This window comes from Leifsonia shinshuensis (assembly GCF_031456835.1).
GTDB lineage: Bacteria > Actinomycetota > Actinomycetes > Actinomycetales > Microbacteriaceae > Leifsonia > Leifsonia shinshuensis_C.
Genome location: NZ_JAVDVK010000001.1, coordinates 2,232,626 through 2,243,317, shown reverse-complemented (window position 1 = coordinate 2,243,317; position 10,692 = coordinate 2,232,626). Strand labels below are relative to the sequence as shown.

Annotated in this window: 11 protein-coding genes; 7 read left to right on the top strand and 4 right to left on the bottom strand. The window is 72.2% G+C overall.

What is annotated here, in order from left to right:
* Window positions 1-58 precede the first annotated feature (58 nt).
* From J2W45_RS10945 to J2W45_RS10930, 4 genes are read left to right on the top strand one after another with little or no spacing between them, the layout of a single operon-like run.
* Window positions 59-1,216: a TIGR03364 family FAD-dependent oxidoreductase gene (locus J2W45_RS10945; protein ID WP_310131726.1), complete on the top strand. Its 1,158-nt coding sequence runs from the start codon at window positions 59-61 to the stop codon at window positions 1,214-1,216.
* 26 nt (window positions 1,217-1,242) lie between these two features.
* Window positions 1,243-1,980: an HAD family hydrolase gene (locus J2W45_RS10940; RefSeq protein WP_310131724.1), complete on the top strand. Its 738-nt coding sequence runs from the start codon at window positions 1,243-1,245 to the stop codon at window positions 1,978-1,980.
* Complete coding sequence (locus J2W45_RS10935; protein WP_310131723.1) at window positions 1,977-3,140, top strand: alcohol dehydrogenase catalytic domain-containing protein; 1,164 nt, start codon at window positions 1,977-1,979, stop codon at window positions 3,138-3,140. Before J2W45_RS10940 ends, J2W45_RS10935 begins: the two co-directional genes overlap by 4 nt.
* A gap of 9 nt (window positions 3,141-3,149) precedes the next feature.
* Window positions 3,150-3,752 carry a uracil-DNA glycosylase family protein gene (locus J2W45_RS10930; protein ID WP_310131722.1) on the top strand — a complete coding sequence of 201 codons (603 nt, stop codon included), beginning with the start codon at window positions 3,150-3,152 and terminating at the stop codon, window positions 3,750-3,752.
* A gap of 33 nt (window positions 3,753-3,785) precedes the next feature.
* On the opposite strand, the gene J2W45_RS10925 is transcribed toward J2W45_RS10930, so the two are convergent.
* Window positions 3,786-4,304 carry a gamma carbonic anhydrase family protein gene (locus J2W45_RS10925; protein ID WP_310131720.1) on the bottom strand — a complete coding sequence of 173 codons (519 nt, stop codon included), beginning with the start codon at window positions 4,302-4,304 and terminating at the stop codon, window positions 3,786-3,788.
* A 4-nt stretch (window positions 4,305-4,308) separates the two neighbouring features.
* A complete protein-coding gene (locus J2W45_RS10920; RefSeq protein WP_310131719.1) occupies window positions 4,309-4,446 on the bottom strand; it encodes a hypothetical protein in 138 nt (45 codons plus the stop codon).
* Between the two features lie 103 nt (window positions 4,447-4,549).
* Between J2W45_RS10920 and J2W45_RS10915 the strand changes: the two genes are divergently transcribed.
* Both J2W45_RS10915 and J2W45_RS10910 read left to right on the top strand, forming a co-directional pair.
* Window positions 4,550-5,128 carry a PadR family transcriptional regulator gene (locus tag J2W45_RS10915; protein ID WP_310131717.1) on the top strand — a complete coding sequence of 193 codons (579 nt, stop codon included), beginning with the start codon at window positions 4,550-4,552 and terminating at the stop codon, window positions 5,126-5,128.
* Window positions 5,129-5,159: 31 nt separating this feature from the next.
* On the top strand, window positions 5,160-6,932 hold the full coding sequence (locus J2W45_RS10910; protein ID WP_310131713.1) for an MFS transporter: 1,773 nt from the start codon (window positions 5,160-5,162) through the stop codon (window positions 6,930-6,932).
* A 551-nt stretch (window positions 6,933-7,483) separates the two neighbouring features.
* Here the strand turns inward: J2W45_RS10910 and J2W45_RS10905 are convergent.
* Window positions 7,484-8,101: a TetR/AcrR family transcriptional regulator gene (locus J2W45_RS10905; protein WP_310131710.1), complete on the bottom strand. Its 618-nt coding sequence runs from the start codon at window positions 8,099-8,101 to the stop codon at window positions 7,484-7,486.
* 101 nt (window positions 8,102-8,202) lie between these two features.
* Here J2W45_RS10905 and J2W45_RS10900 point away from each other — a divergent pair, with 101 nt between their 5' ends.
* Complete coding sequence (locus J2W45_RS10900; RefSeq protein ID WP_310131707.1) at window positions 8,203-9,762, top strand: MFS transporter; 1,560 nt, start codon at window positions 8,203-8,205, stop codon at window positions 9,760-9,762.
* Window position 9,763: 1 nt separating this feature from the next.
* On the opposite strand, the gene J2W45_RS10895 is transcribed toward J2W45_RS10900, so the two are convergent.
* Entirely contained in the window at window positions 9,764-10,690 is a 927-nt protein-coding gene (locus J2W45_RS10895; protein WP_310131703.1) for a VOC family protein, read from the bottom strand.
* Window positions 10,691-10,692 lie beyond the last annotated feature (2 nt).

The following is a 10,692-nucleotide window of genomic DNA, read 5'->3' as shown; positions in this document are numbered from 1 at the left end:
GCGTGCGCGGCGTGGCCACCGTGTCCGCCGCGTCGTCCACCGCACAGGGAGGCACCGGATGGGCAGGCACTACGATCTCGCGGTGGTCGGCGCCGGCATCGTCGGCCTCGGCCACGCCGTCGCGGCCCTCCGCCGCGGGCTCACGGTCGCCGTCGTCGAGCGGGCGTCCACGGTCAACGGAGCGTCGCTCCGGAACTCGGGTCACCTCTGCATCACCGGTCAGGACGGCGAGGCCCGCGCCTACGCCGAACTCGCCCGCGAGCTCTGGCTGACCCTCGCCCCGGAGGCCGGCTTCTGGCTGCGCGAGTCCGGCACGGTCGTGGTCGCACGGAACGCCGACGAGCTGGCGGTGCTGGAGGAGTTCCGCGAGCGCCGTGGCGGCCACGACGTGCGACTCTTCGGACCTGCGCAGGTGCGCGAGAGCGCACCGCTGGCCGACGGTGTGGCGATCGGGGGAGCGTACCTCCCGTCCGACCTGCAGGTCGACCCGCGCGAGGCCGCCCCGGCGATCGCCCGCTGGCTCGACGCGCACGGGGTCGACCTCTTCTGGCACACGACAGCGCTCGCCGTCGAGGCGGGCACCGTCCACACGAGCCGCGGCCGGGTCGCCGCCGACGCGGTCGTCGTCGCCGTTGACGCGGATGTCGACCAGCTGTTCCCCGGCATGGCGGATGCCCACGGCATCCAGCGCCGCGGCCTCGACATGCTGCTGGTGGATGCGGCACTCGACGCTCCGCTCTCCGCGCCCCTCCTGACCGGCTGGTCGCTCGTCCAGCAGACCGCGTTCTCGCGGACCCCGAGCGCCGGCGCCCTGCGCGACCGCCTGGTGGCGGAGCAGCCCGCCCTGGCGGCCCTGGGCGCGGACGTTTCCTTCGCCCAGCGCCCGGACGGCTCGCTCCTCATCGGATCGACGGCTCGCCAGAGCGAAGACGCCTCGCCCTTCCAGCCGGAGGCCGCCTTCGAGGCACTCCTCGACCAGACGCGCGACCTCTTCGGCGCCGTGCCTCTGCGGGTCCGCGAACGCTGGCAGGGCGTCCACGCGGCGGCGCCCGACGACTTCCTCGTCGCGGCGCCGGCCCCGGATGTGCGGGTCGTCTCCGTGACGGCGGGGATCGGGATGACGACGGGGCTCGGTCTCGCCGACCGCGTCGTCGACGAGCTGTTCTCGGACGCGCCCGGCTCCCTCCTCCCCGCCGGCGCCACGCGCGCCCGTTAGTCCCGACCGCGACGAAAGGCACCACCATGACCCCCGACGGACGCATCACCAGCGAGTTCGACGACGTGACGATCGACGACGCCGCAGCCTCGCGCCACGCGGACGCGACCGGCGCGGACGACGAGGAGTGGGACAAGTTCGACGACAGGCCCGACGAGTTCCCCGAGGGCGACGACCGCGACGAGGACGACCTCGCCGACCTCGAGCTGGTGGTGCTCGGCCTGACCGGCACCACGGTGCTCGACGACGGCGCCGGAGCGCCGCGCGCCCTCCCCGGGACGGAGGACCTCATCCACCGGCTGCGGGCCACCGGCGTGAAGGTCGCGATCGTGAGCGGCTCCCCGCGTCCGGCCGTCGACCTCCTCCTGGACGCCGTCGGCTGGACCGGGATCGCCGATGCGGTGCTCACTCCGGCGGACTCAGGCCGGGCGCAGCCCTTCCCCGATCTCCCGCTGACCGCGCTGCTGCGCACCGGCGCCTCCAGCGTCGAGGGGATGGTCGTGGTCGACGACACGGCGGACGGCATCTCGGCGGGGATCGCCGCCGGCGCGGGGCTCGTCGTCGGTGTGCTGACGGGTACGGACGGCGAGGACGAGCTCCTCGAGGCCGGCGCGGACGCGGTGCTGACGAGCGTCGCCGACCTGCCCGAGCTGCTCGGCTACGAGCACACGGATGCCGACCGCGCCGCCGCCGACCGCGCCGCCGCCGACCGCGCCGCCGGCGACGCTGCCGACCGTCGTGCCGAGGGGGCCGACGCCCGGTGACGATCAAAGCGGTCACCCCGCGCGTCGTCGCACCGCCGGCACGCCTGGGGATGGGGGTGAGCGTGTACCCGTCGGCCACCGCGATGGTGTGGCCGGGTGAGGGGCACACGCATGAGGCGGTCGCGGTCCCCGGCGTGCGGCTCGCCCCGGGTGACGTGCTCGCCCAGGTGGAGCTCGCGACGGTGTGCGGCTCCGACATCCACACGGTCCTCGGTCACCGGCAGGCGCCCGCGCCGCTCGTGCTCGGGCACGAGCAGGTCGGCCGCGTCATCGCGCTCGGCCGCGGCGGCGCCAAGACGACCGACGGCCATCGGGTGGAGCTGGGGGAGCGCGTCGTGTGGTCGGTGGCCGTCCCGTGCGGGCGCTGCGCGCGCTGCCGCCGCGGCCTGCCGCAGAGGTGCTCGAACCTGCAGAAGTACGGCCACGAGCGGATGCGCAGGGGCTGGGAGCTGTCGGGCGGGTTCGCGACGCACGCGCACATCCTCGACGGCACGCCACTGGTGCGGGTGCCGGAGGACATCCCGGCCGTGGTGCTCGCGCCGGCCTCCTGCGCGACGGCGACGGTCGCCGCCGCCGTGGAGGCCGCCGAGGCGATCGTCCCGCTCGACGGCGCACTAGTGCTCATCGCCGGAGCCGGGATGATGGGACTCACCGCCGCCGCGATGGCCACGGATGCGGGCGCGCGGGTCGTGGTGAGCGACCCCATCCCGCAACGCCGGGAGGCGGCGCTCGCGTTCGGCGCGGTGGGCGTGGCCGACCCCAGCCCGGGCGCGGACCACGCCACCTCACTGCCGACAGTGCTGGCGAAGGCCGGCGGCCGGGGCGCGGCTCCGGTCGCCGCCCTGGAGCTCTCCGGGAACCCGGCGGCCGTGCGGACCCTGCTCGACGGCCTGGATATCGGCGGAGTCCTCGTCCTGGTCGGTTCCGTCTCGCCCGGGCCGGACCTCGCGGTCGCCCCCGAGCAGCTCGTGCGCCGCCTGCTCACGATCCGCGGCGTCCACAACTACGCACCGCGGCACCTGGAGCAGGCCGTGCGGTTCCTCGCCTCCGCCTGGCAGCGGTACCCGTTCGCGGAGCAGGTCGGCGAGACATTCCCGCTCGCCGAGGTGGATCGGGCGCTCGCGTCCGCCGCGTACCCCCGGGTGGCGGTGCGGCCGTAGCCTGGGTGGATGCTCGACCGCTTCTTCGACCTGATCCGGGAGGTCCCGGCCCCGGACGACGCCGAGCTGCTGTTCGGCTTCGACGAGCTCGGCCGGCTCCGCGAACGCAACCTGCGCCGCTACCTGGAGACGCCGCACGCGCCCATCCTGCTGCTCGGCGAGGCTCCCGGCTGGCGCGGGATGACCGTCACCGGCGTGCCCTTCACCTCGGTGCGCGAGGTGGATGCCGGCGTGCTGCCGGGGCTCGAGCTGCCGGCTCAGCCGCAGGCGCCCTGGGAGGCGTCGAGCCGCGTCTTCTGGGAGAAGATGAGCGCCTGGCGCGGTCCGCTCCCGCTCTCCTGGCCGGTGTACCCGCACCATCCGTTCGTCGCGGGACGGCCGCTGACCAATCGGACCCCGCGCTCGTCCGAGGTGCGCGCCGGCGCCCCGGTGGCCGAGGAGCTGATCCGCGCGCTCGGCATCGAGACCATCGTCGCCGTAGGGCGCAAGGCGCAGGGTGCGCTCGCCGAGGCGGGGATCGAAGCGCCCGCGGTGCGGCACCCCGCGCAGGGGGGCGCCCGCATGTTCACGGAGCAGTTGCTCGCCCTCAACCGGGCGATGCTCGACGGCTGACGACCGGTCGCAGCGCAAGGTCGCGGTGCCCGGCTAGAGCGCCTGAGCGTCCCGGTGCTCCGCCGTCTTGTCGAGGTACACGGCGGCGTTCCGGCGGATGCCGTCCAGCTCGTCGTCGGTGAGCTCGCGCCGCACCTTCGCGGGGACGCCCGCCACGAGTGACCGCGGCGGGATGACCGCGCCCTGCGTGACGACGGCCCCCGCGGCGATGAGCGAGCCGCTGCCGACCGTCGCTCCGTTCATCACGGTCGCGCTCATCCCGACCAGGACGTCGTCCTCGATCGTGCACCCGTGCAGCACGGCGTTGTGCCCGACCGAGACCCGCTCGCCGACGGTCAGCGGGAAGCCGGGGTCGACGTGCGCGGAGACATTGTCCTGCAGGTTGGAGTCGCGGCCGATGCGGATCGGCGCGTTGTCCGCCCGCACCACCGCTCCGTACCAGACGCTCGCCCCGGGCTCGAGCGTGACCGCCCCGACCAGGGTCGCTCCGGGCGCCACCCAGGCGTCGGCGTCCACCTGCGGAGCCCGGTCGCCGGGCAGCGCGTAGAGCATCCGGTCAGTCCCGCTCTTCGTCCGCTTCGAGCGCCTCGTCCGCGTCGACGAAGGTGTCGTCGGTCTCGGTCGCCCGGATCGCTGCCTCGGCCTCCTCGGACTCCAGCGCTTCTGCCTCGCGTTCGCGTCGGTGTTTGGTCATCGCGCACCTCCACGAGGCAGCGTAGCGGCAGGATGCGGAGATCGGTTGACCTGCGTTGGTCGGAGCGGTATATTCCTTCTGGAATAATCAAACCGGAACACTCATGGCTGAATCACGCATCCTCACCCCTCTCGCGGTCGCCGCCCTCGCGCTGCTGGCCGAAGGTCCGTCGCATCCGTACGAGATGTACCAGACCCTCATGCTCCGCTCCGAGGACCGCCTGGTGAAGGTGCGGCCCGGCTCGCTCTACCACACGGTCGACCGCCTGGCGCGGCACGGCCTGGTGCGGGTGACCGGCACCGAGCGCGAAGGCAACCGGCCCGAGCGCACCACCTACGCGATCACCGAGGAGGGCACGCTCGCCCTGGGTGAGCGCATCGCCGAGATCATCGGCACGCCCGTGAACGAGTACCCGGAGTTCCCCCTCGCGCTGGGGGAGGCGCACAACCTGCCGGTCGGCTCCGTTGTCGCGCTGCTCCGCAAGCGCATCGGACTCATCCGGGCCGACATCGCCGCCTACGACGAGGGGATCCGAACGATTCGGGCCAAGTCCGTCCCGGCGATGTACTGGGTGGATGTGCGCTATCAGCGCGCGATGGCGGAGGCCGATGTGGCCACGCTCGAAGCCCTCATCGACGACCTCGAGTCGGGAGCGATCTCCTGGGTCGAGGAGAAGCACTGAGCGACACCGCTCTCAACAGGAAGAACGTGACATGGAACGCGTACTGAAGCCGTGGCCTGCCCTCTGGGCGCTGGTCATCGGGTTCTTCATGATCCTGATCGACACCACCATCGTGTCGGTCGCCAACCCGTCGATCATGAAGGGTCTCGACCTCGGGACCGACTACAACGCCGTCATCTGGGTGACGAGCGCCTACCTGCTCGCCTATGCCGTGCCGCTGCTCATCACCGGTCGTCTCGGCGACCGCTTCGGGCCGAAGAACATCTACCTGATCGGCCTTGTGGTCTTCACGGGCGCCTCCGCCTGGTGCGGGTTCGCCGGGCACATCGGCATCCTGATCGCGGCCCGCGTCGTGCAGGGCCTCGGTGCGGCGCTCATGACGCCGCAGACGATGGCGGTCATCACGCGGATCTTCCCGCCGGACCGCCGTGGTGCGGCCATGGGCCTCTGGGGCGCGGTCGCCGGTGTGGCGACGCTGGTCGGCCCGCTGCTCGGCGGCATCCTCGTCGACACCCTCGGCTGGGAGTGGATCTTCTTCATCAACGTGCCGGTCGGCATCGTCGCGTTCATCCTCGCGGTGCGGCTCGTGCCCAAGCTGCCGACGCACACCCACAGCTTCGACATCCTCGGCGTGGTCCTCTCGGCTGTCGGCATGTTCCTGCTGGTGTTCGGCATCCAGGAGGGCGGCACCTACGACTGGGGCGTCATCTGGGGACCGATCTCGGTGTGGGGCCTGATCATCTCGGGGATCGTCGTGCTCGCCGCCTTCATCGTCTGGCAGGCCGTCAACAAGAAGGAGCCGCTGCTCCCGCTGCCGCTATTCCGCGACCGCAACTTCTCGCTCGCGAACGGCGCCATCACGACCGTCGGCTTCGCGGTGACCTGCATGGCGCTGCCGCTCGTGTTCTACTTCCAGACCGTCCGGGGACTGACCCCGACCGAGTCGGCGCTGATGCTCGCCCCCACGGCCGTGCTGTCCGGTGTGCTGGCCCCGTTCGTCGGCCGCCTGATCGACCGGGTGAACCCGCGCAACATCACCACGCCCGCGCTGGTGCTGTTCTCCTTCTCGCTGTTCCTGTACTCGCGGATGCTGTCGCCGGACGTCAACATCTGGCTGCTGCTCATCCCGAGCTCGCTGCTGGGCATCGCGATGTCGGGCGTGTGGGGACCGATCTCCACCACGGCGACGCGCAACCTGCCGATGAACCAGGCGGGCGCCGGCTCGGGCGTCTTCAACACGACGCGCCAGATCGGCGCGGTGCTCGGAAGCGCCTCGATCGCCGCCCTGATCGAGAGCCGGCTCGCCGTCGACCTGCCCAAGGCGCCGGGCGGGGCGGCCAACGCCGGCGCGGCGACCTCGGGCACCGAGCTGCCGCAGTTCCTGCACGCCGGCTTCACGCAGGCGATGTCGGAGGCGCTGCTGCTCCCCGCGGCGGTCGCCTTCCTCGGCGCGCTGATCGTGATCTGGTGGGAGCGCCCGAAGCCGCGCGCCTGGGGCGCCGGAGCGCCGGCGGGTGCGGGTGCGGGTGCGGGTGCCGCTGGCGCGGGTGCTGGTACGGCCGGTGCTGGTGCCGCTGGTGCGGGTGCCGGCGCGGCCGAGCCGGCCGGGGTCGGCGCGGTGCAGTCCGGCGCTGCGAGCACGGCCGACGAGGCGACCGGGCCGACGCACGGTGCGCACGCGGCACCGGTCCCCGTGGATGCGACGCCGCGCGGCTCGCACGCCGCCCCCGTCCCGCCCGCGACGGACGTCGCCCCCGGCGAGGAACCGCCCCACGGCATCCACGCCGCGCCGGTCACCGACTGACCCTCGTCTCGCGCACGACAGAGCGCCGCACCCTCAGGGTGCGGCGCTCTGCGCATCCCGGCCCCGCGCGACGCCGCCGGCACCCACGATTTGTGCCAAATGTAGGGAAAGCGCCCCGCGATTTGTGCCAAATCCAGGGAAAGCGCGCCCCATAACCACGATTTGTGCCAAATCGCGCTACGCTCCCGCCGCGCCGCACGCTCAGGGGTGTGCTGCTCCGAGCATCCTGGGCACCGCCACCGGCCCCACGATTTGTGCCAAATGTAGGGAAAGCGCCCCCCATAACCACGATTTGTGCCAAATCTTCCAACGTCACGCGCGACCATTCGTGCCGAATGCGGCGCGAGCGCGCCGCGAAGGGACTATTCGTGCCGAATGTTGCGAGAGCGTGCGCTGACTATTCGTGCCGAATATTGCGAAAGGCCGCCGCGGGGCGACGATTCGTGCCGAATGATGCGGAAGCGCGCTGCGACGATTCGTGCCGAATGTCGCAGAGAGCGGCGGCAGCGGCGGCGGCGCACCGCGGCGCGACCGCGCCGCCCGCGCGCGACCTACGGCTTCAGCCCCACCGCGGGCAGCAGCACCCCGTCGATCAGCGACAGCAGGAACTCGCGGTCCACCGGCTTCTGCAGGATGAGGACGCGGTACGCCGTCATCGAGGGCACGATCAGGGCCAGCGTGTCCACGTCCGTGTCCGCCGGGATCTCGCCGCGCTCGATCGCGCGGCGCATGAAGAGCCGGTTGAGGGACGCGCGCGGCTCGACGATCGCGGCGGTGACGGCGTCGACCAGCTGCGGGTCGCGGGCCAGCATCGACGTGATGCCGGCCATCACCTGGAGTTTCTTCTCGCCGTCCTGGATGGCGTGCGGGCGGATCATCGCGACGAGGTCCCCGCGCAGGGTGCCGGTGTCGGGAAGGTGCTCGAGGTCGATGTCGTTCTTCTTCATGCACGCGATCGCGTCGACGACGAGGTCGCCCTTGGACGCCCAGCGCCGGTAGACCGTCGCCTTGCCGGCCTTCGCCCGGGCCGCGACCATGTCGATCGTCATCCCGTCGTAGCCGGTCTCGGCGAGCACCTCGAGCGCGGCGTCGAGGATGTCGGCGTCGCGCGTGTGGTCTCGCCGGCGGCCCAGGCGGGGGGCTGCGCCGTCGGTGTCGAGCTGCGTCATCGCGGCTCCTTCAGGTCTGGTCGATGCATCCAGACCATTGTAAGGTTAATTTTAGAACTCGGGAGATCCGAAACTCGCCAGTTTCGTATATGCTGGCGCTCATGTCGCCGACTTCCTCCGTCACCGCGGTCTCACCCGAACCGTCCGGAACCGCCGTTCCGCACTCCCGGCGCTGGTGGACACTCGTCACCGTCGCCCTCGCCCAGCTCATGGTGGTGCTCGACTCCACCGTCGTGAACATCGCCCTCCCGTCCGCTCAGCAGGACCTCGGCTTCTCAAACGCCGACCGCCAGTGGATCGTCACCGCCTACTCGCTCGCCTTCGGCAGCCTCCTGCTGTTCGGCGGCCGCATCTCCGACCTCATCGGCCGCAAGCGCGCGTTCATCATCGGCCTCATCGGGTTCGCCGGCGCCTCCGCGCTGGGCGGCGCGGCGGGGACGTTCGGGATGCTCGTCGGCGCCCGCGCGCTGCAGGGCGCGTTCGGCGCGCTGCTGGCCCCCACCGCGCTGGCCGTGCTGACCACCACCTTCACCATCCCGAAGGAACGCGCCCGCGCCTTCGGCATCTTCGGTGCGATCGCGGGGGCGGGCGGCGCCGTCGGCCTGCTGCTCGGCGGTGTGCTCACGCAGCAGTTCAACTGGCGCTGGAACCTCTATATCAACGTCCCGATCGCCATCATCGCGATCATCGGCGCCGCGCTGTTCGTCACCTCGGTGAAGCGCACCGGCCCGCGTCCGAGGCTCGACGTCCCGGGGACGCTGCTCGTCTCCGCCGCGCTCTTCTCGCTCGTCTACGGCTTCTCGAACGCCGAGACCGACGGCTGGGACTCGCCGCTCACCTGGGGCTTCCTCGGCGCCGCCGTCCTGCTCCTCGTGGTGTTCGTGCTCTGGCAGCGGCGCGCCGCGCATCCCCTGCTCCCGCTGCACATCGTGCTCGACCGCAACCGGGGCGCGTCGTACAGCTCCATCCTGATCGCCGGTTCCGGGATGTTCGGCATCTTCCTCTTCGTGACCTACTACCTGCAGACCACGCTGAAGTTCACGCCCATCCAGACCGGACTCGCCTTCCTGCCGATGATCGTGATGCTGGTGATCGCCGCCCAGTTCTCCACGAACGTCTTCGTCCCGCGGTTCGGGCCGAAGGTCATGGTGCCGATCGGCATGGTCATCGCCGGCTCCGGGATGGTGTACCTCACGCACCTCGGCGTCACCGCGAACTACGCCACCGACATCCTCCCGCCGCTGATGATCCTCGGCGCCGGGATGGGCTCGATCATGCCCGCGGCGATCCAGACCGCCACGCTCGGCGTCGACCGCCACTTCGCGGGCGTCGCCTCTGCGCTCGTGAACACCAGCCAGCAGGTCGGCGGCTCGATCGGCACCGCGCTGCTGAACACGCTGGCCGCGACCGCGGCGACGGACTACCTGGCCTCGCACCTGCCGCCGACTCCCGCGGTGATCCAGGATGCTGCCGTGCACAGCTACGCGACCGCGTACTGGTGGGGCGCCGCGTTCTTCGCCTTCGGCGCCGTGCTGTCGGCGCTGCTCTACCGTCGCCGCTCGCAGGGCCTGTCCCTGGCCACGAGCCGGACGCCGGCCCTGGGCGAGGCGCCGGCGGACGAGGCGCCGGTCGGCGACGCGCCGCTGCCCGCGGCGCACTGACTCAGGCCGGGAGCGTCTCCGCCGCGGCTCCGGCCGCCGGCGCGGGCGCTCCCGGCTCCGCGACGACCCGCACGGCGTTCGCCCATGGGTCGTCGAACGTGACCGACCGCCCATCGTCGCGGGCGGCGACGCCGTAGTGCCGCATCCGCTCGCTCAGCTCCCCGAGGTAGTCGGCCGACGGCACGCGGATCTCGACCTCGCCGAGGCCGAGCGCGAGCCGACGGGGACCGGCGCCGCGGCTGTTCCACGTGTTCATCGCCATGTGGTGGTGGTAGCCGCCGGCGCTCACGAACAGCGCGCTGCCACCGAGGCTCGCCGTGGTCTCGAAGCCGAGCCGGTCGACGTAGAACGCGCGCGCCGACTCCACGTCGCCGACCGACAGGTGGACGTGCCCGACCGTGGCGTCGCCGAACGGATCGATCCCGCCGGCGTCGGCCAGGGCGACGCCGCGCTCGGTGAGGTGCTCGGTCAGGAACCGGTTCGGGTCGAGGTAGAGCGTCGCCATCTCCACCTGGCCGTGGGTCCAGCTCCACAGGCTGCGGTCGCGGTCCCAGTACAACTCGACGCCGTTCCCCTCGGGGTCGGTGAAGTAGAACGCGGTGCTCACGAGGTGGTCGGCGCTGCCGGTGAAGGTTCCCGGCGCACGGCGGGCGACCGAGTAGACGGCCGCGGCGAGCGCCTCCTGGGTGTCGAAGACGATCGCGGTGTGGAACAGCCCCGCCTCGCCGGGCGACGCGTGACGCAGCTCGGGGGCGTGCTCCAGGATGACCGCCGGTGTGGCGCCGCGACCGAGGATGACGCGGTCGCCCTCCGCCGCGAGCACGGTCAGCGTGACGGCGTCCCGGTAGTAGCGGGTCATGGCGTCGAGGTCGGCGACGCGGAGGGTCACGGCCCCCATGGCGGAGTCGGCGGGCAGCAGTTCGGGCATGG